The organism is Bacillus sp. EB600 (assembly GCF_024494385.1).
Taxonomy (GTDB): Bacteria; Bacillota; Bacilli; order Bacillales; family Cytobacillaceae; genus JAEVLT01.
The window spans coordinates 75,178-99,778 of sequence record NZ_JAEVLT010000006.1 but is presented as its reverse complement, the minus strand read 5'-3'; the positions used below and the strand labels follow the sequence as shown (position 1 = coordinate 99,778).

Below are 24,601 nucleotides of genomic sequence, written 5' to 3'. Positions count from 1 at the left end.
TCACTTGTTTTATTAAAAGTCAAGATATTAAAAAAACACTTTATAAGAATGAATTTCTTTAAAATGTTGCTCATTATATAGGTAAAAAAGGATAGATAAAGATGTTAAGAGTTTTCCTTATCTACTCTTCTTTTTTGTACTACATATGACCTCATTTACTACTAAAACACAAAAAGATTTACAAAGACATCATTTTCTTTCTAACGCATTCTTTAGTTGAAAGAAATAAATTCACCTTAATGAAGAAAACTCGCCAACTTTGTAAAAGGAAGTGTCTGTTGTTGAACACGGAATCGAAGAAAAAGAAGAAACATGTTTCTTTTCGTTTTAACATGATATTTTTTCTTGTCTTTTGCCTTTTTTCATTACTGATACTTCGCTTAGGAGTTGTTCAGATTGTCTATGGAGATGACTATAAACGGGAAGTTCAAAGGACAGTTGATGTAACAGTTAACAGCCCGGTACCACGAGGAAAGATGTATGATCGAAATGGAAAGGTGATTGTCGATAATACTCCATTAAACGCAATAACCTATACAAAGAAACAGAATGCTGACCCGCAGGAAACCCTCAAGACTGCTGAAAATTTGTCAAAACTAATCGACATGAACACATCAAATCCAATGGATCCGGATTACTTGAAAAAGACAGTTAGTGTACGGGATCAAAAAGATTTTTGGCTTGTGAAATATCCGGAAAAAGCCCAAGCTTTAATTAAGAAAAGCGAATTAAAGAAACTGGATGCTAAACAGCTATATAATCTTCAGTTAAAAAGAATTACAGATAAAGATCTTAGTAGTTTAAATTTAAATACTGTCGCTATTTTTAGTAAAATGAATAGCGGTTATACTCTAAATTCGCAAATTATAAAAAATCAAAATGTAACACCGCAAGAATATGCAGAGGTTAGTGAAAATCTTGCAAACCTCCCAGGGGTGGATACAACGACAGATTGGGCCCGTTCTTACGCTTATGGCAATACACTCCAAACTATTTTAGGAAATGTAAGCTCTTCTCAACAGGGGATCCCAAAGGATGAGCTTGAAAAATATCTTGCACAAGGTTATAGCCGCAATGACCGTGTCGGAACAAGCTATCTTGAACAAGAATACGAGGATGTATTGCAGGGACAAAAAGCAAAATTGCAAAGTAAAACAGATAAATCGGGAAATATTTTGTCTACGGAGACTGTTTCTGATGGACAAAGGGGCGATGATCTAGTACTGACAATTGATATGGATCTGCAGCAACAAGTCGAACAAATTATTGAAAACGGACTTTGGAAACTAAAACAAAACCCGGCCTCAAGGCTGGCGGATAGAGTATTTGTTGTACTGATGGATCCGCACACCGGTGAAATCTTAACAATGGCCGGCAAGCAAATTGTCAATAATCCGCAAACTGGGAAGCCGGAAATGAAAGACTTTGCCCTTGGGAATATAACAACTTCTTACAACGTTGGTTCCGCTGTTAAGGGTGCCACTGTTTTGACAGGTTATGAAACAGGTGCCATACAACCTGGACAAGTGCTGGTAGATGAACCGTTAAACATTAAAGGCACGCCTTTAGAAAAGTCATGGAAAACATTTGGCCCGATTAACGATTTAAGAGCCCTTCAGGTTTCCTCCAACGTATATATGTGGAAAACCGTAATTGCGATGGCTGGGGGACAATATGCCCCGGGGCAAGGGCTAAAGTTAAATATGAATACTTTTGACACAATTCGTCAATCCTTTGCCCAATTCGGGCTCGGTAAGGTAACAGGAATTGATTTACCGAACGAAACAGCAGGATTCAAAGGTACTGAAAGAATCCCTGGTAAACTTATGTATCTTGGCATCGGACAGTATGATACGTACACCACGATACAGCTGGCTCAATATGTATCAACCATCGCAAATGGCGGTTATCGAGTACAGCCACATATTGTAAAAGAAATTAGAGAACCATCAACGGATAACAAAGAATTAGGCCCAATTATTGAGCAAGTTCCAACAAAAATTCTGGATAAAATCAATGCCCAAGACAGCTGGATTCAGCGGGTTCAACAAGGATTTAAAATGGTCATGCAGGTAGGCGATGGTACTGCTGTAAAATACTTTGGAAGCGCAGATTATGATCCTGCGGGAAAAACAGGTACAGCCCAGGCCTTTTATGATGGTCCGCTAAGAAAACAGTTTGGAAAAAATGACCCAGAAGTAATGAACCTCAGCCTGGTAGCTTTTGCACCAGCCAGCAATCCAGAGATTGCAATGGCGGTCTTAGTTCCTTGGGCATACGAAGGAGCTACAGGACCAAGTCCAAACGAAGAGATTGGGCGACAAGTGCTCGATGCTTACTTTAATTTAAAGAAGCAACGTCAACAGGTAGGACAAATGAATCCTACGGCAGGACAAACAGTTCAAAATGCTGATCCAAATCAAGTAGTGCAGAAAAATTCTCCACAAGGCTAATAGTTTATTGAAACACCTGTCTAAACGGCAGGTGCTTTTTGTATAAGACTCTGTTAAACGATTATTGATATTTGAAATAAAACGAACATTTGTTCTATAATAGTTATATAAATAAGGACAAAAATGAGTGGTTTCAAATGGCATTAACGGACATCATTAAGGAGATTCAGAAACTCAATACGGCAGACCAACTTCGTTTGAAAGAGTTTTTTACTAAATCATTTGCAGCTACTTCTGCATGTGAACCTATTTTCAAAGAGGTGTCCGAGCAAAAACATAAAGAGTGTTCCCGAAAATTTATTTTTCGGGGCGCTTATATCTCTATCTTATTAACTATTCGTCTCTTTTGTTATATTAGTCTCTCTTATTATAGTACCACCAAGTGTTTCGTTTCAGACACTTCGATCCAGATGGCCGAAATCAAGTGTCTCATTTCAGTCACTTCATTCTTGACCTCATAAGAAAAAGCTACTTCAAATGAAGGAGAAACTATTCCATTTGCACTACTGAGGTTCATGAACATTATCCAAGTTAAAGGCATTAATAATGATTTACATTTCCTCATGATTGAGGACTCCTTCAACAAGGGGAGTATTCATAACATAATGAAAAATAAGTCATTCATGAACAAGAAGTATTAGGAGACAGTTTCAAGTTTATGTAGATAGATAATCAATGATTTTTTGCTAAAGATCAGCTGAATGCGATTGTGTATAGTATTTCAGATGTTAGTAAAATGCTAAACACTGTTGATGATGAAGAAAAAACCACTCGTAAGATTAGACGAACGGTAATTATGTAACAGTTGCATGTTTTTTAACAGAAGACGGTTGTATGAATTATTAGTGCAATCAAGAAAGCCTATTGCTAAATCTTTTAAGAAAGAAGAAAAAGATATACTTAAAACAATTCGTAAAACTGATGACAGTGCGGAAAAAGTTGTGTAAATAAGTTTGAAATCAATCCTCCTTGGCAAGAATTAGGATAAATAATTTTTGCTAAGGAGGATTTTCGACATGAAACTATCAAAGGAATTAATCAAAGAAATTGTAAAGGAAGAAAAATTCACAAGTACCAATCAAATCATGGAAACGATCAAAGAAATGTTTTCTGATATCTTGGAAGAAGTACTCCAATGTGAAATTGATGAGCAGCTAGGTTATGAAAAACACCAGCGCCGGAGCGATGGACCAAGCAATTACCGAAATGGCTCAACAAAACGGAAATTAAAAACACAATTTGGTGAAGTTGAGGTAAGTGTTCCTCGGGACAGAAATGGCTCGTATGAGCCACAAATTTTGGACAAATATCAAAGAAATATGGACGGATTGGAAGAAAAAATACTGTCTCTCTACGCTCACGGAATGTCCACTAGAGATATCCAGGAACAAGTCAAGGATCTCTATAATATTGAGATTTCCTCTGAGCTAGTTAGTAAGATTAGCGAAAAAATTATGCCCCAAGTGAATGAGTGGCAAAGTCGTCCACTTGAAGCCTATTATCCTTTTATTTTCATGGATGCCATTCATTATAAGATTCGAGATAATCATCAAATTGTATCAAAGGCAGCCTATGTTGTTTTAGGAATCAACAATGAAGGATATAAAGAAATATTAGGCATCTGGGTTGGAGGAAATGAAAGTAGTAAGTTTTGGTTAGGTGTGTTGAACGATTTGAAAACGAGAGGGGTAAAAACGGTTAATCTTTTCTGTGTAGATGGACTTACAGGGTTTAAAGAGGCCATTCAAGCCGTGTATCCTTTTGCCGGTATTCAGCGTTGTATCATTCACCAAATTCGTTCAAGCACTAAATATGTTTCTTATAAACACATTAAAGAATTTGTCGCAGATTTAAAAAAGATATATACATCAATCAATGAAGAAGCCGCCTTAGAAAGACTCATAGAATTTAAAGATAAATGGGGCAAAGATTATCCTTCAGCAGTTAAATCATGGGAAGAAAATTGGGATATTTTAGCTACCTTCTTTGCATATCCAGTGGAAATTAGGAAAATAATATATACTACGAATATTATCGAAGGACTACATCGTCAATTTAGAAAAGTGACAAAAACGAAGTCCATTTTTCCTAATGATGACAGCTTAAGAAAAATGCTTTACTTGGCAGCTCAAAACATTACGAAAAAATGGACAATTCGTTATCGAAATTGGGATATAATCTTGAGCCAGCTTGAGATTATGAATCAAACGTCATAATTGGGGACGCTGTCCCCAAACCCCTGAAGTTTATCGCTTTTGTTTTCCCTAAAACGAACAAAAAAACGGACAGCATAAATCCGTCCGTTTTAGGGTAAAAACCATAGAACCGCTCGGGTTGCACTTCTGCATTGCCCTATCCTGTTTTATGGTAAAAGCCAGTATTAGTTTTGACAGATGTTATTTTTCTATACCTATTATTTCTTGCCTTGCGAAGATTGTCAGATTTTACTTACACAAGATTTTCCGCAGACCCAAACTGATGGATATATTTCTAATGCAGACATGATGATTTGGAGCATTGCCAGTTCTCATGTTTCTTATGGTAATGCTCTATCACCATTTGCAACATTATCTTAGGCCACAAATGTAAAAAAAATAAACCAGCTATTTAAGCCAGTTTATTTTAGGAAACCTTTTACAGTAAAGTATAATGGTCACAACTGGCCACTTTTTTAGTCAAAAATCCTTGTAATGCATAATAAATTGGGATTTTAGTTGGTTACGGATTGGTCACAAGATACCTATATTATCCTAACCTAAACACAATCCCGTGGCCTCCCTTCGGATACTCCCATTTAATATTTTGATGCGGGCAGCCAATACGGCAACTTCCGCATTCGTGACAGCCCTCGTATCCAACATGCATTCGGATGTCTTCCCATTTATAAATCTCTGCAGGACAAAAGATCGTACAGATTTTATCAGGACATTGCGTTAAACAAATATCCTCATCTTTCACATGAAGATGAGATTTTGTATCAGCGTTAAAGCGAACAAGATATTGTTTTTCCTCGATCGTTTGATATTTTTGTTGTTCACTCATTACTTCATCACCTTCCAAGCTCGATACACATCACGTGCGATTTTCATTTTTTCCTTAGTAGACCCTAGGCCACTCCATATTTTCTTTTGTTTTTCCCATTTGGAAGATCCATCAACGGTAAACATTTGACTTGCAGCTCTATTCACCATTGGAATATATTCATCAAAATATTGAGGGAATTTATCAAAATGATGTGTTGAATCTTTATATTTTCTAAGATCTTGGCCAACAAACCCATTGATTAATGCGACACGATACCGGTCAAGCATCCCCTCAGAAAAGTCTCCCGCTTCCTTTGCTGAAAGAATTGTTTCCGCTGCTAATCTCCCAGAAGTCATCGCCAAATTAGAGCCCTCTCGATGAATGGCATTTACTAATTGAGAGGCATCCCCAATCACGATTACTCCGTTACCGACAATTTTCCCCATTGATTTATAGCCGCCTTCAGGAATAAGGTGGGCTAAATACTCTTGTGGCTCGCTCCCTTGAATAATGGGGCGAATCATCGGATGGTTTTTTACATATTCTAGTAATTCATATGGTTTAATTTTATGCTTGATTAAACCAGAAAGCAGGGTACCGACGCCAATGCTTAATGAATCTTTATTTGTATAAAGAAACCCTGTTCCTAGAATCCCTTTTGTTGCATCGCCGAACAATTCAATCGTACAACCCTGATTTTCTTCTAAATTAAATCGGTCCTCAATAATTTTTCTATCAAGCTTTAAAATTTCCATTGTCGCTAAGGCCACTTCATCCGGTCTATATTCTTTATGAAACCCAAGTGATTGCGCCAAAAGAGAGTTTACACCATCGGCTAACACAACAACATCTGCATAAACCTCGCCGTCTGGACGATCCGTTCTGACACCGACAACCTTTCCATTTTCTACAATACATTCTAAAACGACCGTTTCATTTACTAATATCGCTCCTTGCTCTACCGCTTTATCAGCAAACCACTGATCAAAATTTGCTCGTAACACCGTAAAGTTGTTATATGGCTCCTGACTCCACTCCATCCCTTTATACCCAAATGTTACCGCAGACTCCTTATCCATCATCATAAATCTTTGTTCAACAATTGGACGCTCTAAGGGAGCCTCTTTATAAAACTCCGGTATGACATCCTCCATCATTTTTCGATAAAGAACACCACCCATCACATTTTTCGAACCTGGATATTCCCCTCTTTCAAGAAGGAGCACATTTGCCCCGCCTTTTGCTAACTCATAGGCACAAGAAATTCCAGCTGGACCTGCTCCTACAACAATACAATCAAACTTCTCTGGCATGAATTAGCTCCTCTCCTTTTAAAGCGCTTTTAAACTGGTCAATTAATAAAGGGATAATCTCAAATGCATCCCCCACAATTCCATAATGACAGGCCTCAAAAATGGGAGCTTCACGGTCTTTATTAATGGCTATGATTAAACTAGAATTTTTCATCCCCACTAAATGTTGAATAGCTCCAGAAATCCCAATCGCAAAATAAATTTTTGGTGTTACCGTTACACCTGTTTGCCCCACTTGGTGAGGATGTTCAATCCATCCAGCTTCTACAACATCACGACTGGCTCCAACTGCTCCGCCAAGTGTATCTGCTAATTGGTGTACCAGCTGGAAGCCCTCGGCACTTCCTAATCCTTTCCCGCCGGCAACAATAATGTCTGCTTCGTCAATCCGTACTTTCTTTGTAGTTTCCCGAACAATCTCTAATACTTTCGTACGGATATCTTCTTCTTTTAATGAAATCTCTTCCACCACAACCTTCCCTGTTTTACCCGGTTGCGGGGTTAACGCTTTCATCACTTTTGCACGTACTGTTGCCATTTGCGGCCGATACTTTTTACATAATATCGTTGCCATTATATTTCCACCAAATGCTGGTCTGCTTGCTAGTAATAGACCGGTTTCCTCATCTACATCTAATTCCGTTGTATCGGCTGTTAATCCCGTTGGCAGATCTGTGGCAACTGCACTTGCCAGGTCTTTCCCAGTTGATGTAGCTCCGAAAAGGATAATTTCCGGTTTATATTTATTGGCGCATTCAAGCATTGCCTTCATATAAGATTCCGTTCGATAATGTTTAAAAATGGGCTGATCATAGATATATGCCATATCTGCTCCATACTCAAACACAGTTTTCGTCAAGTGTTTGATATTTTCTCCTATTAAAATTCCAGCCAATTCAACTCCTCGTTTATCTGCAAGTTTTCTTCCAGCCCCTAACAGTTCAAGAGATACTTGAGCAATGCCCCCCTCCTTTTCTTCAATGAATACCCAAACATCCTTATAATCTTGGAAATTCATCAATTTCCCTCCTTTACAGCAAACAATTCTTTCTTTTCGAGGATGACTGAAAGTAATTGTTCGACTTGCTCCAATGGTTTGCCTTCAATGATCGTTCCCCCTTCTGGTTTCGGAGGAGCCCATACTTTGGAGACAATGGTTGGTGATCCCTTCAAACCAAGCTGCTTAATATCTACATCATCCAGGTCATCAACAGACCATATCTGAGGTTGATATTTTGCTGCTTTTAACATGTTTGAAAATGGAGAATACGGTACTTCATTGATTGTTTTTTCAACTGAAAATAAACATGGTAAAGCGGATTGAATCACTTCATACCCGTCTTCTAGCTTTCGATGGATAATGGAATATCCATCGTCTTGATTAATTTCAACTACTTTATTAACCGAAGTAAGTGGCGGAATATTAAGCCGTCTCGCAATTCCAGGACCGACTTGTCCAGTATCTCCATCGATAGACATTTTCCCGCAAATGATCAGATCTACCGGCTTGATTTTTGAAATTTTATCTAGTGCTTTCGCAAGAGCGTAACTGGTTGCTAATGTATCCGCACCTGCAAACCTGCGATCTGTGATCAAAAAACCCTCATCAGCACCAATTTCAATACACTTTTTAATTGCTTTAACTGCTGGAGGCGGACCCATCGTTAAAACCGATACAATCCCTCCATACCTTTTCTTTAGACGTACCGCCTCTTCTACCGCATGGGCATCATAGGGATTTAAGATGGCAGGTGCCGTCCTGCGATCCATGGTGTTTGTTTTTGGATTCATCTTAATAATTTTGGTATCAGGTACTTGCTTAATACAAGCTACAATATGTAGCAATTAAACCCCTCCTTATGATCAGAAAAGCACAAGGCGCCTTGTTCAAACGTGATAAAGAGAACTCTCCGACTTGCAAGTAGTTAGCGGAAGACAAAGGAGTAGTTGCCTTTATGCGTGTCAGAATTCATGTAATTCATGACAATAGCTGCTAATTAGCCAAGCTTAACTGGGACTGAGAGAAGGTTGTGCTTTACCTTCTCCTCGAAACAGTTAAATCCTAGAGCGGCTAGGTGCCTAGAGCTAGACCATCTTCTCAATTGAAAAGTTTATCCTTTCTTATCTAAGTAGAAACTTGTACCCATTAAGTCTAATAGATGGATGCAGATGTTTTATTATTCATTTGACAAAAACAAAACAGCAGAAACGTCTTTCATTTGTATTGGAAGTAAGAAACCTTAAGTTTTCACAAGCTGCATTGTAAGCCTATTTACATTTACTATATTAAAGGAGCTAAACATAAATTCGAATTTTCTGATAAATTTATTAAAAATAGTAACTAATGGAATATTGCGTTTCTGGAATAAAACAGGGGAATAGATATGGAATCTAAATTAGTGGGTTGGGGTCAGTCCATAATTAATAAAGGTGTTATTGTGAAATGGGAACAGGTTATAAAAACACACATTTCTGATAGCATTGTGATTGTACCTTTTTTGGCAGTGAGGTGAATTCAAAGAAAAAGGCATCCAAAATCCAACTTTTTGGATACCTTTTTCATTATAATTTATTTGCATGTGAAATAAGGTTTTTCCGATGGTGCTTGTGGCACTAGAACTGATTACAATTTTGGTCGAACCGTTATTTCGTTTACATTTACATAGGCTGGTTGTGTGACCGCATATACAATGGCATTAGCGATATCCTCTGATTGTAAAAGGGTCCTTTCTTGTTTACCATCAAAATTGACACGAACCTCTGGGTCTGTAATATGGTCTCTGAGCTCCGACTCTGTTGCTCCTGGTGAGATATTCGTTACACGTATTCCTGTTTTTGATAACTCTTTTTCCATGCCCATTGTTAAAGCTCGAACAGCAAATTTGGTTGCCGAATAAACGACACTGGTTCGTGACACTTCCTGCCCCGCTACAGAAGAAATATTAATAATATGTCCGCTATTTTGTTTGAGCATGGTTGGCAGAACCGCGTGGATGGCATGAAGAACACCTTTGACATTGACGTCCACCATCTGAGTCCATTCATCAACAAGGTCATTTTTTAAATACGAAAGCAGCATGACGCCTGCATTATTGACGAGAATATCAATCGAGCCAAACGCTTCTTTCGTTTTTTCTGCCAGCCTTTCTACCTCAGACTTTACTGTTACATCTGTTTTGATAATGATTGCCTTAGCGTTCGTTTCTGTCTCAATTCTCGCTTTCAAATGTTCGAGACGTTCTGTACGTCGTGCTGCTAATACAACATTTGCACCAGCTTTCGCTAAAGCAAATGCTGTTGCTTCCCCTATACCGCTGCTAGCACCAGTAATAATCGCTGTTTTTCCATACAATGTCATATGTACCCCTTCCCTAATCTTTAGTCACTCTAAATTGTAACAAAACGTTTTATTATTCTCAATTTTGTTGCCATTGATTGTACTCATTGTCACTGTCTGTCAAATTTGGTCGAGGTATTATGAGGATATATAAAACATGAAAACACTTTAATTATTATATTTGGAATTTTTTGACTAGTTTTGTCAGAAAGGTTGATTTTTGTAAAGTTTAGATTAAAATAATGTAAATATCGCATTGACCAGATTGACAAACATAGGAGGGATACATTATGAAAATAGACGAATATTGCGGTAAACTGGATTATTCCATTCTCCAATTTATCTTTTCCTTCATCGATCACACTAGGGAAAAAATTGAAAAAAAAGAGTTATTTTATAAAGAACAAATTGCACGCTATGTACAAAGGCAAATTGATTTCTTCTTCAAAGAATACAATATAAAAACGGCCTTATTACAATCTTACAAGTACGAAATCTATAACACAATTATGTTTAAATTAAAAAACATTTTAAAAGAGAATCATGTTCTCCTATGTGTATATTCAAGGTAATCAAGATACATACGCAATTTTTGAAAAAACCGAATACTTTTTTAGTACAAAAGGTACACATCAAGTACCTAAGGAGAACATGTATCTTGAACTTTTATAGTTTATGAAAATGTTTTGTATTTGCTAACGAGCCTCCCCCCAGGGGGCTAAGTTTCGGAGTGACTCTACTCTCTTTTTCTTAAAATTTTTTTTCGAGTACAGCCTAAAAAAGGGATCCGACAATATGCCGGATCTTTAAATGCGGGGATGATCTAAGAAAAGATTTTAGTTGTCCTAGCCATAAAATCTATATTAAACATTAATTATGAATACAATAGGAACAAATAATTATATATCTCTTAAATATTATTTTAAAATAATACACCTTCAAGCGGTTTACACTCAACATTGCTTCATTTCAACCAAAGAAATGAAGAGTGAGCATGGAAGACGTTTTCGATTCATGCCCGCAGAGACCCCATGTCAAGCAAATTTGCCACCACACAATTACAAGTGCGAACATTTAATAAAAAACCAACTTTATTGTTTCCAAAAGTTTACATATATCTAATAGTTTAAGTTTATAGGCTTCTTAAGTAGATACCTGTTTTGTTATATCCCTTGCTTCAGTACCCTTCGTAATATTTTCAGCAGTCACTTGATAAGAATGGGATCCACTTCTCACATTCGTATCTATTGCTTGGAATGTTACTACATCATTTAGTTCTGATTCAGGATCGGCTTCTACTCCTTAATAAGGGTTTTTTTTTTGCAGGCTTTCATCCAAGCTTTTTATAATGTAATTCTTTGATATAAATAGAAAATGTTAAATTAAATTTCTCTATCTACCTTTTTCACTGTAATTCCTGCCCATTCTTCATAGCACTTAATGACAGCACTCATATCTTCTGTACCATATCCTTTTGCTTTTGCCATTTGAAAGATTTCTTTTACAAGTGATAACACCGGGGTCGAAATTTCTAATTCTTTTGCAACATCAGATGCCAAGCCAAGATCTTTATGTATAAGTTTGGTCATAAAATGAGGTTGAAAATCGCGATTTAAAACTTTTGACGCCTTCATGTCCACCGCTCCGCTTCTTGCTCCGCCGCCACTTACAACCTTTACAAAAATTTCCGGGTCAATGCCAGCTTTTGCTGCCATAGTGAGCCCTTCTGAGAAAGAGATTAGATTTATTGCTGACATTGTATTATTGGCTAGCTTCGTATAGGATCCCTTCCCATGTTCTCCCATATAATAAGCGTTTTTACCCATCACTAAAAATAGAGGCATACATTTTTCAAAAATTTCTTTTTTACCGCCAACCATAAACGTTAAAATTCCTTCAATGGCTTGAGGTTCACTACCTGCAACTGGTGCATCAAGCATTTCAACATCATGTCTTGCAAGTTCTTCAGCCACCTTTTTACTTGTAGATGGCGAAATTGTACTAGAATCGACAACAATTAATCCTGGATTTGCACCGTTAATAATCCCAGCTTCACCGAGAATTACTTCCTCAACTGCAGCATCCGCTGTGAGCATGGTGAATACAATTTCACTTTGCGCTGCAACTTCTTTAGGAGAATTTGCAATGGTTGCCCCTTCTTCTTCAAGAAAACTCATTTTCTCTTTTGTCCGATTATAAATAATTAGATCATAACCATTTTTAAGCAAATTATGTGCCATTGGAAGACCCATGGTACCCATACCGATAAAACCAATTTTCATAACATGTGCACTCCTTTAGATTGAATGAAAATCCTTTCTAAATCTACCAAGTAACTAAGTTATTCTATCATTTTTATAATAAATCTAAAAACGCTCTTTGTAATCATCCAATTGGATTGTTATTAGATCATCCATTTAAAATAAGAAAAGCGTAAGCGCCCGTTTAGCGATGTATGGACTGGAGCACACCGTATGAGATAAAGGAAACACGAAGAGCCTAAACGATTCGATGTTGACTTATCGTAAGGAGGTGAGCGAAGTACACTAGTCGCTGGGCGCTGGAGCTAGACAATTCTCAAAGTCAAAATGTTATGCATTCTTATCTAATCTAAAAGACCCGCCCTCTTCCCAAGAACAAGTCTTCCTCTCACTTTAATATAAAATACAATACCAAAAATACGATGGAAACACCCTGTCCAATGGCTAACCCAACAAGCCATTTTTTAAATTGCCCTTCTCTCTTTGCAGCAGCATCGAGGCTCAGCTGCCACTTTTCCTCCCACTGATCCTGTAAGTCCCTTAAATCTCTCTTAAATTGCTGATTCCAATTCTCTAGCTCAGCTTTTTGACTATCTTCGACAGCATCTAGTCCTTTTAAAATACTAGCTAACCGCTCACCAACAGCTTCATATTTTACATTCAGTTTCGCAGCCTGCTCCCTAATACTTTCTGCAAACATGCCACTTAACTGGTCCTTTAGTGACATGATCGCCGTCAATCCTTTTTCGGTTTCACCCTCGATAAACTCCTGCTCATCCCGCTGTAGCTCTTTTAAATCCGTTAACAGCTTTTCTGTCTTCAGCATATATTCTTGATAATGTTGCTGCCATAATGACACCTTCATTTCCATAACAGTTAAATTCTCATTAAACCGTTCCATCTCACGGTCAAATAACTCTATCTGTGGATTGATAATTTCTTCTTTTAACTGCTCACTGGCATGATTTTGGAAGAGTTGCAGCGAATTCTCCATTTTTTCAATAGATTCATATACTTCCTCATTCAACTTCACAATTGTTTGCTCCCGGTCCTTCATGAGCTTCTTCAGGTCGTCGTAGAAAAGTTCGTTATTTATTTTTTTTAGTGATTGAATGGCTGCGTTATATTTTTCATCGATTGTGGAATTAGATGTAGTCATTTCCAATAATCCTTTCCGCTTGCTTTAGTATTACTTGGCAATAGAGGTGATATGCCCATCTTTCAGCATCAGTCGCACGATCAGAGAACATTTTTTCCTTCCATCCGTCCACTGCTTTCACAAACTCTTCCTTTAAAATTTCATCTAACAAACGTTTATGAACCAAATCTTGGTTTCGTTCCCGCTTAGCCCAAACCAGTTTTTCTTGAATCTCTATCAAACTAGCTTCCTTTTGACGTTTTTGTTCTAGCTTTTCTTTTACCTGATCATCTGCCAACCGATAGTGCTCTTTCTTTGTGTTCCACAGTTGCAGAAGTTCTTTTTTGCAATGCTGTATAAAATGATTGAGCTGGCTGAAATAATAATTGTAGACAATCGTGTTATTTTTTTCTAAAGTATCCAGAACAATCGAATAATCCTCTTCAAAAGTCCCCCGCTTTAAATATTGATTCAGAACACGGCCATGTTTTAAGGGAAGACCTTCAATCGGTGGATCTGTTTGAAAATCCAACGTTGCTGACGGAGTAATCCTTTGGATTATTTGTTTCAGTGATTGACAATTCTTTTCTGTCTGATCTTTATAAAACTCAAGCATTTCCTTCTCTACCATTTGGAAACTTTCCATCAGCTTGGACTTTTTCCGTTCCTTAAAAACAACTTGATCTTTTTTATCATCAAATGTGAATTTTTCATATAAATCACATGTAAATTCTTCTAACCTTATCCTGTCAATATTCTTTAGTTCTGTTTCACAAAAACCAATTTCCTCTTGTAGATAGTGGCTTGCGGATACTAAATTTTCGTAATTCTGCTGATCTTCCTGCAGTCTTTCCTTTATCAGCCTATACTCTTTTTCCATCCGTTCGAAATTAAGCTTCTTTTGTTTGCAAATGCTATGCTCAATATTTTTAATCTGCATAATCTGATTTTCAGGAGTTTTCACCGCAGTTGCGCTATCTAACAACTCCAAAAATAATTGGTTGATCCAATCTTTTGACTTTTGAAAGATGGGACTATTTTTTTGCTTTAATTCCAGCCATGTACCACCAAATTCAAGCGGAAATATTTTATTTGGAATTTCCACGTCATTTCGATTTAAAAGATACTGATAATAGGACAGAAAATCCTCTACAGAAGCAATATCCCCTGATGCGATCGCACTTTGGACAGAGCTGGATTGAAGGCACTGTGTTAATACAAGCCAAAATTTCTGGGGTTCAACTATCCAATCCTTAACCGTTGGATGCACCACTTGAAACGGCCTGACAAGTTCAGACGAGTTTTCCATCACAAGGCATACACTGCAAAACGGCATATAGGTAGTTAAAATATGATCTACATACTGCTCATCAAGCTTTTCCATTGTATCATCACCAGGTAAGTCAATGACCGAAATGGATTCACTTTTATAAGCGAGCTGATTATCGGTAAAAAACTGACGGGCAATCTTCAAAATAATCGGCTTATCATACGATATTTCCCTGCCCTCTGTCTGCTTTCTGATTGTTTGCAGGGCCGTTTCCAGCTCCTTGAGATTCACACAGCAAATCATCGTCTTATCTGGAAAAATCAAATAAAAGTTCTGATCACTCGACCATTTAAGAAGAAAGCTCGTAATCACAGGAGATTTCCCATTCTCATTTTTACTCAGCAATGCTTGTGAAAGAGGTTCGATCTGCTCGTCCCCAATTCCAAGCAGCTTTAACATCAATGTCACTTTTTCTATTTGTGTCGGTCCATAAACACCAATCAGCACTTGATTCTTTTCGTATATTTGACCATCAAAGCGGAGAAACACCTCATTAAAATGGTCAATTGCTTCGTACATCCATTGGTCCTTTTCTTCCTCAAGCTTAGCCAGCAAATCGGTGATCATGCTATATAACCTCTTTAATTAACTGTTATTTTTATATAAATACGATTGTCATAGTAGTGAAGTTTCGTTAAGTTTTGATCCCCTCTCAAGGCTGACCTCTTCCTCTCATGCTGTTCTCTGTTGTTCACCAGTTATTTTCTTATTATCTATTAATCTAAGATGCACAAGCAAATTATGTATTTATTTCAACGTCCCCAGGAGTACTTTCCCTTAGCCGAACTCGTTCTTCTCGGCTCAGCTGTACTCTCCTGATTGCTCTATCATTTTTTTATAAAGAGGTTTTCTACCAAAAATGCATTTGAATTCTGCAACCAGTCACCCCGTTTAGACTATATTACCACTTTACTGTAATTTCCAACCATAGCTAAAATACCTAAATATCCATGCTAAAATTTCCTTTATAAGCGGGAACTTTTGTGAAATACTTACTAATATAACCCAAAACGTCAAGAGGTGTCCCAAACTTTTGGGACACCTCTTCTAGCATAAGGTCAATGATCTGTGATTTCTTTTTTCAAAATCAGAGCAAACAGAAAAGGACCAACTTGATTGTTCCTTTTCTGTTGCTTTATTCAGGTACCTATTTGCGTTACCTCATTTCTTCGTCTAATCGTAAGAAGAGAGTTTGTCCCCCCTTCCTTACATTGAAATGTCTTTATTTTTTCCAATTGGCTGGTTTGTGTTAATTTGTTTAAAAAGATTAATCACAAATAAAAGGGTTCCGACAACAATTAGAAGTGAACCAATCACAATACCAATGGTCAATGACTTATTCCCTGTAAGAAGCTCTATAAATAAAGCACCCTGCATAACAGGTAATCCAATATTATGAAACCAAAAGTGAATGTTTGCTAATTTCGTTTGACCTGCATTTGGATAGATAGAATAGATAATACCGAATAGTGCCATTGAGACCCAACCTAGTAAATTTAAATGTGCATGAACGGATGCAAATGAAAAATTTTGAATCATACCCATCACTAGTCCAAGACAGACAGCGATCATAAAGTAAACAGCTGCAATTTTTAAAAAGCGAACTCCCATCTTATTTCCTCCTATTCCCTACTATTGGTTAATATAGAATATATTACCTAATTAATATTAAAACAATGTATTCATAGTGTAAATAGTATATTAAATAATCTATTAGCTTTGCATTTGGCATGGAGTCAGTCCCCTACTAGATTAAAGCGCAAAAGTGCATGGGACTGACCGTCAAAATCCCCCAAAAAGGTAATTATACATATGATCCAATCGTTTAACGAAAACGATAAAAATTTCAAATAATGTAAATGTGTATTAAATTATACATAATTTTTACATTTCTTTAACGATAGCTCAAGAAGAAATGATCACTTCCTTAATACAATAATAGGGACTATATTGTTTGGAGGGATTGGATGGTGAGTCTAATAGAAGGTTCTGCCGATTGTAGGATTTGTAAAATGTTTGGGAGGAGATGTATATGAAAATAGCTATTTTTACAGATACGTTTTTTCCAGACATAAACGGCGTTGCCCAAACGCTTATACAATTTACTAATTATTTAGATGATCAAAACATACAATATAAGGTTTTTGCACCTGATTCTCATTCAAATGAATATGTTTCTAACCAGATTCGTCACTTTAAAAGCTTTTCTTTTTTCTTATATCCAGAATGTCGTTTGGCTTTCCCCAACCTTCTCAGGATCAAATCTGAATTACAAGACTTCTCTCCAGATATTATTCATGTCGCTACTCCCTTTAATGTAGGACTTTGCGGCGTTTATTGGGGCAAAAAATTAAACATTCCTCTAGTTGGCTCCTATCACACCGATTTCGATTATTACTTAAAATTTTATAATCTTCATTTCCTATCTAAAATCCTTTGGAAATACATGAGATGGTTCCATCGGCCCTTTAAAAAATTGTTTGTTCCTTCTATTGAAACATTAGGCCAGCTGTATAGGCACGGATTTTCAAATCTTGAAATCTGGTCTGGAGGGGTCGATTGCAAAACTTTTCATCCTAATTATGATAAAAAGGCTATTCGTGAGCAGTACGGAATTACAAAAAAGTACCTCCTAACCTATGTCGGCAGGCTGGCACCCGAAAAGGACGTAAATACTCTCATGGCGATTGCAAAAACACTGCCAACTGAGATTAATGAACAAATTCAATGGTTCGTTATTGGAGACGGGCCATTACGGGAAGAACTGGAACACCAGGCTCCTTCGAACATGACCTTTACAGGATATATAACAGGAGAACAATTAGCTCAATTCTACTCAGCATCAGACTTATTTGTTTTTCCATCACCTACAGAAACATTTGGGAATGTTGTGATTGAAGCACTTGCCAGCGGTACACCTGTAATTGCAGCCAATTCCGGCGGTGTAAAAAATATTATTAAAACAGGGGTTACAGGATATCTATGTGAAGCGGGAAATGTACAGGAGTTTATAAACGCTATTCTAAAGCTAGTAGAAAATGAAAGTCTCCGTATACAAATAGGATTGGAAGGAAGAAACTATGCTTTAACAAAAAACTGGGATCAAATCTTCATCAATTTGCTATGGCATTATAAAGACGTGATCGAAGGACCAAAGATACAGAAATATGCGTGATTGCTTTGGTTTTTTCACAAATTCCTAAAACTAGGAGGACCGCATGGATACTTTTTCACATATCGTCATGGGCTTGGGTATAGGCGCCCTTGCTCAAATAGATCCAGCCGTATCAAATGATCCTGTGCTATCACAAGCAGTCATAATAGGTGCAGTCATTGGTTCAAACGCACCTGATTTTGACTTGATTTATAGATTAAAAGGGAAAGGCAGCTATTTTCGGAATCACAGAAGCTACTCTCATTCACTTCCCGCGCTTCCCTTATGGGGCATCGTGGTTTCGGGCTTCACTGCTCCATTCTTCCCTGATTCTTCTTTTTTTCATTTATTTTTATGGACATTTCTAGCAGTCATTTTACATGTTTTTTTTGATTTATTTAATGTGCACGGAACGCAAATGCTGCTCCCGTTTTCTCGAAAATGGCTTGCCTTTGATGCAATCCCTTTACTCGATCCTTACCTGTTGACGCTTCATTTTCTTGGCTTTAGTCTGCTTCCCTTTTTTCAAATCGGTCAAACCTTTCTTGTCTTATATGCTTTCATGTTTTTGTACCTTTCCATTCGTACGCTTTCAACCGTATTCACGAAAAAGTACTTACAAGATCACTTTAGGAATGCCATTCGGATCAAATTAATCCCTCGGATGGTTTTGTTTAAATGGGATGTCATTATTGAGACGAAAGAAGATTTCCTATTCGGGATTTTTTTTGAAAATAGTCTCACTATTGAACACACCCTTTCAAAAAAAATAGACCACCCGGAATTAATTTTAGATAGTCGAAATGATCAGTCAGTTTCAGACTTTCTTGCGTCTACATCTTTTATTTATCCCTTTGTTCACGAGTGTAAAAACGGATATTTTATCGATTGGAGGGATCTCCGCTTTCGCACACATAAATTTTTTCCTTACCGCGCCATCCTGTTCATTTCCTCTGACCACAAAAGTAAAAAGGGTTACGTAGGCAGGATCAACTCGTTAAAACAATACAAAAAGGTGCTTAGGAGCTTAAAGAATACTAATACATCTATTTAGTAAAAATAACTTGCGGTTTGGATTTTTCTAGATCGAGGATAGGAGTCAACCCCCTGTATTATATTAATAGGGGGTTGACTCCGTTAAGCTTCTTCTAGTAATAGTCCGTTATTAAAATTATTTTTCTATAATTAAATATCCATATTTATTATGTAAGGTTCTATTTTGTGAGTTATGCGGAATTTTATTTATTATACAGATATATCTATTTACACCCTAACAGGGTTTATGCGATAATGAAGATTGTGACTTTTAAAAAAAATGTCGAAAAGTAACAAATAGACATTTTTCACTAAAAAGAAAACCATATTTTGAAAGGTGAGTACAATGAATAAACCACATTACTCATATAAGGATACAGTAGCCATTGGCTTTATGCTGTTTGCCTTATTCTTTGGAGCAGGGAACCTAATCTTTCCACCTGCGCTTGGCCAAGCTGCAGGGAATCATTTTTGGCCAGCGATTATTGGATTTCTATTAACCGGCGTAGGTTTGCCGCTGTTAGGGGTTCTGGCAATTGGATTGTCAGGGCATGATCACCTTCAATCAATGGCCAACAAAATTAATCCAACGTTTTCACTTATTTTTACAGTTATTTTATATTTGTCGTTAGGACCTTTCTTTGCTATTCCGCGTACTGGAACGGTCTCATATGAAATTGCTGTTACTCCATTCTTACCTGAAGTGTCAGGCGGATTTAATGTAGGATTGTTAATTTATTCAATTGTCTTTTTCATTATTGTTGGCTGGCTTTCGCTTAATCCAAGTAAAATCGTCGACCGTATCGGTAAAGTGATGACACCACTATTGTTAATTTCTTTGTTAATTTTATTAATTGCGACACTGTTCAACCCACTTGATAAACAAATGAAGCCGATCGGCGACTATATTGATAATGCATTCTTCAAAGGCTTCCAAGAAGGATATTTGACAATGGACACACTCGCTTCATTCGTTTTCGGCATTATCGTTATTAATGCGATTAAGTACAAAGGGGTAACCGATAAAAAGAAAATTGCCAAAGCAACGATTAAAGCCGGTCTTCTTTCGTCCAGTTGTTTAGCCGCAATTTATTTAGGGCTTGCTTACTTAGGAACAACGACAAATTATGCGGCAGGGGAAGCCAACAATGGACCTGCAATTTTAACATTTGCGGCTAATAACCACTTCGCCATACTGGGTAATATTATTCTCGGCTTTGCTATTCTATTTGCCTGTATAACCACTGCCATTGGACTAATTTCATCTTGTGCAAGTTATTTTTCAGATATGTTCCCGCGTTATTCTTATAAAACTTTAGTCATCGTATTTACAATTTTCAGTGCAGCCGTTGCAAATATTGGTTTAAATCAACTAATTACGATTTCAGTTCCAGTGCTTACAATGCTTTATCCACTAGCCATTGTTTTAATTTTTTTAACATTTGCAGACCCTTTATTCAAGGAACGTGTAGATGTTTACCGATGGAGCTTGCTGCTGACAGGGCTTGTAAGTATTGTTGATGGAATCAAAGCAGCTGGTGTCCCGGCTGAAAATCTATATGAATTCTTTGGACAATATCTGCCCTTGTTTAATGCAGGAATGGGCTGGTTAATTCCGGCACTAATTGGTGCAGTGATCGGTTACGCAATATCATTCGCCCGTACATCTGATTCAACATCATTAAAAGAAGCGAATCAATAAGAACAAAAGCGGAAGCGTCCGTTTAGCGACGTATGGACTGGAGCACACTGAATGAGATAAAGGAAACACGAAGAGCGTTAGCGCATTCGTGCTTGACTTATCGTAGGAAAGTGGGCGAAGTACATTAGTCGCTGGGCGTTGGCCGACTAAGAGCGCCGCCGTCCTGGCGGCAACGTCGGCACTAGCACTTCCTGTGCGTCGAAGCTAGACGTTGATTAACTTCATCCAAAGTTATCAACAGCTTATTATTTTATAATTTCCTAGGCAAAGAAAAAGGCTGTCACCCTTGACAGCCTTTTTTTACTCATTTACCATCATCCCTTAGGGGAATCCTAATCTTTTTCATTAATGGTAAAATGTTGGTATAATTTTAGTATACAAAATGAAGGAGCGGATTGGATGGAATTACAGCAGGACCTGGTTAAGCCAATGCATAAAAAATTACCGAAAAGAAAAATTATTCAGAGAGGAATCGCCATTTTAATAGGGGCGATCATAGCCGCAACGGGTTTAGAAATCTTTTTGGTACCAAATAGTGTTATTGATGGAGGTATCACGGGAATCTCGATTATGCTCTCCCATATTACTCATTTGCCTCTCGGAGTGTTTATCTTCGTCTTAAATCTCCCCTTTTTTTTTATTGGACGGAAACAAATTGGAAAAACGTTTGCAATATCCACCTTGTTCGGAATCCTTGTGTTATCTATTTTCACGGCGTTATTTACGCCTGTACCTGCTTTTACCGAGAATATTTTTTTAGCCACCGTATTTGGCGGAATTTTGATCGGAGCTGGCGCGGGTATTGTCATGCGGTATGGCGGTGCCATGGATGGTACAGAAATCCTCGCAATCCTATTTAGTAAAAAACTTCCTTTCTCTGTGGGGGAAATTATTATGTTTATGAATGTTTTCATCCTTGGCGTTGCCGGTTTTGTTTTTTCTTGGGATCGCTCGATGTATTCGATTATCGCCTACATCATTGCAACCAAAACTATTGATACGGTTGTGAAAGGATTTGATGATTCCAAATCAATTATCATCATTTCAGATAAACATAAAGAAGTAGGAGAAGCCATTCTTAATCGTTTAGGACGGGGTGTCACCTATTTAAGTGGTGAAGGTGCTTATACAGAAGATAAAAAGAAAATTATTTTTTGTATTATTAATCGATTAGAAGAAGCAAAACTAAACACCATCCTGGAGGAAGTCGATAGAAATGCTTTTCTTGCAGTCGGCGATATTGCTGAAGTACGGGGTGGAAACTTCAAAAAGAGGAATATTCACTAGAAAACAACCACTCGTTTATTAATTATGTTTTCTCCTACCCCATTGTAGTGATCCAAAGTCACCATGGGGATGGCTTTGGATTGATTTTGTAGTTCTGAAAGTGTTAACTCAAAAAGATGGTGCCTATCATCTTCCTTATAAACACTAAAAGCAATCAGTTTATCTATTAATGCTTTGCGCCTATCTTCCACAGTTTTCCGATAATGATTTTCCAACCGAACCACTCCTTTTGATTATTACATTTATGGACTTTTTTCAATCATGCTTTGGTACCTATGAATCGACTCCGATATCTAAAAAACCGTCTAACTTAATGATGTTAGACGGTTTTTTACATTAATCAGATGCTCTTGGATTGCTTTCAAACCCAACCTTTTTATGTGTTCCATCACAAAACGGTTTATTACTCGACTGTCCGCAACGGCATAAAAATATTTTTTCTTTTTTCGTGTATTCATTACCACCAGAATCAATTAAATGTATGTCACCGGTCACAACTAAAGGACCATTATCTAGAATCTTAATCTGATTGGCCATGATTAACCTCCTAAGATTTTTTTGAACCGACTTAAATATATTCATACTAATATGGAAATATGTACAAGTTTTCCAACAAAAATAAACTTGAAAATATACCGTTTTAAGAAGAAAACAGGAGAAAATGCAAATGAAGGAGTTTTCGACCAATGGACAAGTCAAAGTTTGTAAAAAAACTTTTATTTTTCTATTGCTAATTTGATTTTATACTGATAGTATATAGGAAGCGTTAATTGGAAGGCTAATATTCAGTGTATCTGGATCTTTCAATGCAGATAATTTTGACCACCTTCTTAAAAAGGTTAAGGCCATACGGACAGCCGGGTCAAATGCCGATTGGCAACTTTTAGTTGCCTTATTGATTGAGTTAAAAGCTCAAATTTTATAAGTTGGTTACTTTACAACCAGTGCATAGGTTTGCACACAACTTGTGAAACGGTCAATAAGAGTAGTAAAAGTAATTATTTGCTATATAGACTCTGATCCCATTATGATATACTTTGAATATTAAAAAGCTTTCTGTCATTATGTCCTAGGACGTACGTGGCTGACGTATCCATATGACTTTTGTAATGGGTATACTTATGCTTTTTTAATATGATGATTATATCTAAAGCAAGTGTGTGCGCGATTATGCGTTTTGCACTTGCTTTTTTTGTTGTTGAAATTTTTTGAGGGGTTATGACAATAATCTTTTTCACGACAACCTAAGTAGTAGATGCACTACTGGTTAGGCTGTTAATGAATTCCTCATTTACTTAGCAAAATTTATTTAGTTAGGAGATAGGAAAATGGGAAAAGCACTTATTATTGGTTGTGGTGGAGTGGCATCAGTAGCCATTCATAAATGTTGTCAAAACAGTGATGTATTTGAAGAGATTTGTATCGCAAGCCGTACAAAATCAAAATGTGATGACTTAAAGGCCAAATTAGATGGCGGTAAAACGAAAATTACAACTGCACAAGTTGATGCGAACAATGTGGAGGAGTTAATTGCTTTAATTGAAGAGGTAAAACCAGATATCGTGATGAACTTAGCTTTGCCATATCAGGATTTAACGATTATGGATGCTTGCCTTGCAACAAAAACAAACTATATGGATACAGCAAACTATGAGCCGGAGGATACGGCAAAATTTGAATACAAATGGCAATGGGACTATCGCGAACGTTTTGAAAAGGCTGGTATTACAGCACTTTTAGGCAGCGGCTTTGACCCAGGTGTAACAAGCGTTTTTGCTGCCCATGCACTTAAACATCATTTTGATGAAATTGAATATATCGATATTCTTGACTGTAATGCTGGGGATCATGGCTATCCTTTTGCAACGAATTTCAATCCTGAAATCAATATCCGTGAGGTTTCTGCCAAAGGCAGCTACTGGGAAAATGGTGAATGGATCGAAACTGAACCAATGGAAATCAAACGCGTTTATAACTTCCCTGAAATTGGCGAGAAAGATATGTATTTGCTGCACCACGAAGAAATTGAATCTCTTGCTTTGAATATTCCTGGAATTAAACGTATCCGTTTCTTCATGACATTTGGTCAAAGTTACCTTACGCACCTAAAATGTCTTGAAAACGTAGGCATGACTTCCATCGAGCCAATTGAATATGAAGGAAAACAAATTGTTCCACTTCAGTTCTTGAAAGCTTTATTACCAGATCCAGCTTCACTTGGACCACGCACAAAGGGTAAGACCAACATTGGTTGTATCTTCAAAGGCAAAAAGGACGGAAAAGATAAAACGTATTATGTTTACAATGTTTGTGATCACGAGGAATGCTATAAAGAAGTGGGTTCTCAAGCAGTGTCCTATACAACAGGCGTTCCTGCGATGATTGGTGCGATGATGTTAATGACTAAAACATGGAACAAACCGGGCGTATACAATATTGAAGAATTTGATCCAGATCCGTTCATGGATGCTTTGAACAAATGGGGACTGCCATGGAAGGAAAGCTTTGATCCAGAGCTTGTCGATTCCGAACCTTTGACAGTTCCAGAACCGGAGCCAGTTCGTTAA

Annotated in this window: 19 protein-coding genes and 1 pseudogene; 9 read left to right on the top strand and 11 right to left on the bottom strand. The window is 37.3% G+C overall.

Features of this window, described 5'->3' with window-relative positions; all coding sequences use genetic code 11:
* The first annotated feature begins 332 nt into the window (after positions 1-332).
* The 3 genes and pseudogenes from JN080_RS08900 (at position 333) to JN080_RS08890 (ending at position 4,669) form a co-directional block, all read left to right on the top strand.
* Positions 333-2,453: a peptidoglycan D,D-transpeptidase FtsI family protein gene (locus tag JN080_RS08900; protein ID WP_256235743.1), complete on the top strand. Its 2,121-nt coding sequence runs from the start codon at positions 333-335 to the stop codon at positions 2,451-2,453.
* Between the two features lie 137 nt (positions 2,454-2,590).
* Positions 2,591-2,737 (top strand): annotated as a pseudogene (locus JN080_RS08895) (IS1595 family transposase); the annotation flags it as partial.
* A gap of 732 nt (positions 2,738-3,469) precedes the next feature.
* The gene (locus JN080_RS08890) at positions 3,470-4,669 is read left to right on the top strand and encodes an IS256 family transposase (protein WP_256235606.1); all 1,200 of its coding nucleotides are present in this window, start codon (positions 3,470-3,472) and stop codon (positions 4,667-4,669) included.
* Between the two features lie 529 nt (positions 4,670-5,198).
* Here JN080_RS08890 and JN080_RS08885 read toward each other — a convergent pair.
* From JN080_RS08885 to JN080_RS08865, 5 genes are all read right to left on the bottom strand, one after another.
* Positions 5,199-5,495: a ferredoxin family protein gene (locus JN080_RS08885; protein ID WP_256235605.1), complete on the bottom strand. Its 297-nt coding sequence runs from the start codon at positions 5,493-5,495 to the stop codon at positions 5,199-5,201.
* Entirely contained in the window at positions 5,495-6,790 is a 1,296-nt protein-coding gene (locus JN080_RS08880) for an FAD-dependent oxidoreductase (RefSeq protein WP_256235604.1), read from the bottom strand. The genes JN080_RS08885 and JN080_RS08880 overlap by 1 nt, the downstream gene beginning before the upstream one ends.
* Positions 6,774-7,808, bottom strand: coding sequence for an electron transfer flavoprotein subunit alpha/FixB family protein (locus tag JN080_RS08875; RefSeq protein WP_256235603.1), 1,035 nt, complete (start codon positions 7,806-7,808; stop codon positions 6,774-6,776). The genes JN080_RS08880 and JN080_RS08875 overlap by 17 nt, the downstream gene beginning before the upstream one ends.
* The gene (locus JN080_RS08870; protein WP_256235601.1) at positions 7,808-8,635 is read right to left on the bottom strand and encodes an electron transfer flavoprotein subunit beta/FixA family protein; all 828 of its coding nucleotides are present in this window, start codon (positions 8,633-8,635) and stop codon (positions 7,808-7,810) included. The genes JN080_RS08875 and JN080_RS08870 overlap by 1 nt, the downstream gene beginning before the upstream one ends.
* A gap of 778 nt (positions 8,636-9,413) precedes the next feature.
* Positions 9,414-10,148 (bottom strand): SDR family oxidoreductase, encoded by a 735-nt coding sequence (locus JN080_RS08865; protein ID WP_256235600.1) that lies wholly within the window; start codon positions 10,146-10,148, stop codon positions 9,414-9,416.
* 269 nt (positions 10,149-10,417) lie between these two features.
* On the opposite strand from JN080_RS08865, the gene JN080_RS08860 reads away from it, so the two are divergent.
* The gene (locus tag JN080_RS08860; RefSeq protein WP_256235599.1) at positions 10,418-10,699 is read left to right on the top strand and encodes a hypothetical protein; all 282 of its coding nucleotides are present in this window, start codon (positions 10,418-10,420) and stop codon (positions 10,697-10,699) included.
* Positions 10,700-11,509: 810 nt separating this feature from the next.
* Here JN080_RS08860 and JN080_RS08850 read toward each other — a convergent pair.
* The 4 genes from JN080_RS08850 to JN080_RS08835 all read right to left on the bottom strand — a co-directional run bounded on the left by JN080_RS08850 (position 11,510) and on the right by JN080_RS08835 (position 16,467).
* Complete coding sequence (locus JN080_RS08850) at positions 11,510-12,409, bottom strand: NAD(P)-dependent oxidoreductase (RefSeq protein WP_256235598.1); 900 nt, start codon at positions 12,407-12,409, stop codon at positions 11,510-11,512.
* Positions 12,410-12,776: 367 nt separating this feature from the next.
* Complete coding sequence (locus JN080_RS08845; RefSeq protein WP_256235596.1) at positions 12,777-13,547, bottom strand: hypothetical protein; 771 nt, start codon at positions 13,545-13,547, stop codon at positions 12,777-12,779.
* Positions 13,534-15,423, bottom strand: a complete 1,890-nt coding sequence (locus JN080_RS08840; protein WP_256235595.1) for a hypothetical protein — start codon at positions 15,421-15,423, stop codon at positions 13,534-13,536. Before JN080_RS08840 ends, JN080_RS08845 begins: the two co-directional genes overlap by 14 nt.
* A 639-nt stretch (positions 15,424-16,062) precedes the next feature.
* Positions 16,063-16,467: a cytochrome-c oxidase gene (locus JN080_RS08835; protein ID WP_256235594.1), complete on the bottom strand. Its 405-nt coding sequence runs from the start codon at positions 16,465-16,467 to the stop codon at positions 16,063-16,065.
* Positions 16,468-16,888: 421 nt separating this feature from the next.
* Here JN080_RS08835 and JN080_RS08830 point away from each other — a divergent pair, with 421 nt between their 5' ends.
* The 4 genes from JN080_RS08830 (at position 16,889) to JN080_RS08815 (ending at position 22,034) form a co-directional block, all read left to right on the top strand.
* Positions 16,889-18,031 carry a glycosyltransferase family 4 protein gene (locus tag JN080_RS08830; RefSeq protein WP_256235593.1) on the top strand — a complete coding sequence of 381 codons (1,143 nt, stop codon included), beginning with the start codon at positions 16,889-16,891 and terminating at the stop codon, positions 18,029-18,031.
* A 43-nt stretch (positions 18,032-18,074) separates the two neighbouring features.
* Positions 18,075-19,064, top strand: a complete 990-nt coding sequence (locus tag JN080_RS08825) for a metal-dependent hydrolase (RefSeq protein ID WP_256235592.1) — start codon at positions 18,075-18,077, stop codon at positions 19,062-19,064.
* Between the two features lie 327 nt (positions 19,065-19,391).
* Positions 19,392-20,747 (top strand): branched-chain amino acid transport system II carrier protein, encoded by a 1,356-nt coding sequence (gene brnQ / locus JN080_RS08820; protein ID WP_256235590.1) that lies wholly within the window; start codon positions 19,392-19,394, stop codon positions 20,745-20,747.
* Between the two features lie 399 nt (positions 20,748-21,146).
* Positions 21,147-22,034: a YitT family protein gene (locus tag JN080_RS08815; protein WP_256235588.1), complete on the top strand. Its 888-nt coding sequence runs from the start codon at positions 21,147-21,149 to the stop codon at positions 22,032-22,034.
* Here the strand turns inward: JN080_RS08815 and JN080_RS08810 are convergent.
* Complete coding sequence (locus JN080_RS08810) at positions 22,031-22,249, bottom strand: Fur-regulated basic protein FbpA (RefSeq protein ID WP_256235586.1); 219 nt, start codon at positions 22,247-22,249, stop codon at positions 22,031-22,033. The genes JN080_RS08815 and JN080_RS08810 overlap by 4 nt on opposite strands.
* A 121-nt stretch (positions 22,250-22,370) precedes the next feature.
* The gene (locus tag JN080_RS08805) at positions 22,371-22,571 is read right to left on the bottom strand and encodes a CDGSH iron-sulfur domain-containing protein (protein ID WP_256235585.1); all 201 of its coding nucleotides are present in this window, start codon (positions 22,569-22,571) and stop codon (positions 22,371-22,373) included.
* A 791-nt stretch (positions 22,572-23,362) separates the two neighbouring features.
* On the opposite strand from JN080_RS08805, the gene JN080_RS08800 reads away from it, so the two are divergent.
* Entirely contained in the window at positions 23,363-24,601 is a 1,239-nt protein-coding gene (locus tag JN080_RS08800) for a saccharopine dehydrogenase family protein (RefSeq protein WP_256235584.1), read from the top strand.

Coding starts and splice junctions, on each gene's coding strand:
- JN080_RS08815 (WP_256235588.1), top strand. CDS start 21,147: ATGGAATTACAGCAGGACCTGGTTAAGCCAATGCATAAAAAATTACCG.
- brnQ (WP_256235590.1), top strand. CDS start 19,392: ATGAATAAACCACATTACTCATATAAGGATACAGTAGCCATTGGCTTT.
- JN080_RS08840 (WP_256235595.1), bottom strand. CDS start 15,423: ATGATCACCGATTTGCTGGCTAAGCTTGAGGAAGAAAAGGACCAATGG.
- JN080_RS08800 (WP_256235584.1), top strand. CDS start 23,363: ATGGGAAAAGCACTTATTATTGGTTGTGGTGGAGTGGCATCAGTAGCC.
- JN080_RS08900 (WP_256235743.1), top strand. CDS start 333: ATGATATTTTTTCTTGTCTTTTGCCTTTTTTCATTACTGATACTTCGC.
- JN080_RS08825 (WP_256235592.1), top strand. CDS start 18,075: ATGGATACTTTTTCACATATCGTCATGGGCTTGGGTATAGGCGCCCTT.
- JN080_RS08835 (WP_256235594.1), bottom strand. CDS start 16,467: ATGGGAGTTCGCTTTTTAAAAATTGCAGCTGTTTACTTTATGATCGCT.
- JN080_RS08880 (WP_256235604.1), bottom strand. CDS start 6,790: ATGCCAGAGAAGTTTGATTGTATTGTTGTAGGAGCAGGTCCAGCTGGA.
- JN080_RS08805 (WP_256235585.1), bottom strand. CDS start 22,571: ATGGCCAATCAGATTAAGATTCTAGATAATGGTCCTTTAGTTGTGACC.
- JN080_RS08865 (WP_256235600.1), bottom strand. CDS start 10,148: ATGACATTGTATGGAAAAACAGCGATTATTACTGGTGCTAGCAGCGGT.
- JN080_RS08885 (WP_256235605.1), bottom strand. CDS start 5,495: ATGAGTGAACAACAAAAATATCAAACGATCGAGGAAAAACAATATCTT.
- JN080_RS08845 (WP_256235596.1), bottom strand. CDS start 13,547: ATGACTACATCTAATTCCACAATCGATGAAAAATATAACGCAGCCATT.
- JN080_RS08860 (WP_256235599.1), top strand. CDS start 10,418: ATGAAAATAGACGAATATTGCGGTAAACTGGATTATTCCATTCTCCAA.
- JN080_RS08890 (WP_256235606.1), top strand. CDS start 3,470: ATGAAACTATCAAAGGAATTAATCAAAGAAATTGTAAAGGAAGAAAAA.
- JN080_RS08875 (WP_256235603.1), bottom strand. CDS start 7,808: ATGAATTTCCAAGATTATAAGGATGTTTGGGTATTCATTGAAGAAAAG.
- JN080_RS08830 (WP_256235593.1), top strand. CDS start 16,889: ATGAAAATAGCTATTTTTACAGATACGTTTTTTCCAGACATAAACGGC.
- JN080_RS08850 (WP_256235598.1), bottom strand. CDS start 12,409: ATGAAAATTGGTTTTATCGGTATGGGTACCATGGGTCTTCCAATGGCA.